Source organism: Rhodopseudomonas sp. B29, assembly GCF_000333455.1.
Classification (GTDB): domain Bacteria; phylum Pseudomonadota; class Alphaproteobacteria; order Rhizobiales; family Xanthobacteraceae; genus Rhodopseudomonas.
The window spans coordinates 1-601 of record NZ_BADD01000359.1 but is presented as its reverse complement, the minus strand read 5'-3'; the positions used below and the strand labels follow the sequence as shown (position 1 = coordinate 601).

Below are 601 nucleotides of genomic sequence, written 5' to 3'. Positions count from 1 at the left end.
TGTTGTTGAAGGCGTCGGTGCGCGTCGTGATGTCGACCACGCCGGCGGTGCGCAGGCCGTATTGCGCCGGCAGCGCGCCGGTCAGCAGCGTCATTGTGCCGATCATCGACGTATCGAGCATCTGGCCGAAGCCGCTGACGCCGTCCGGCAGAGCGATGCCGTTGATGCGGTACTGCACATTGGCGTGCTCGTTGCGCACGTGCAGATCTCCGCTGGCGGCGGAGTCCTGCGACACGCCGGGCGCTTGCAACAGCACCTTGTCGAGCGTCGCATTGGCGGCCTGCGGCAGCGCCACGATCGCCGCGTGACTGATATCGAAGGCGCTGGCGCCGTTGGGCTTGAAGATCGCCTGCCGCGCAGTGTCGAAGCCGGCATGCCGGGCGGCGGTGATCTGCTCGGCCGTCTGCGGGACGGCCTCGGCGGTTCGTTCCCGCGGCGCTGCCGCACCGCCGCGTCGGGCGCGGGCGATGGTCCGGCCCTTCTTGCGCTGCGCCGGATGCGGCGTCTGCTTCGGCTGGATGACGTCGATTTCCGGAAGATTGGTGGTGCCCTTGGGCGTCGCACTCTGCGCCAGCCCGGGCGAACTGAGCGCGACCAGCAG

1 protein-coding gene is annotated in these 601 nt (G+C 69.4%); it reads right to left on the bottom strand.

Translation table 11 applies throughout. The annotated features are described in order from the left end of the window. On the bottom strand, nucleotides 1-601 hold a 601-nt coding region (locus tag I5M_RS12955; protein ID WP_031336235.1), incomplete at both ends, for a TonB-dependent receptor plug domain-containing protein.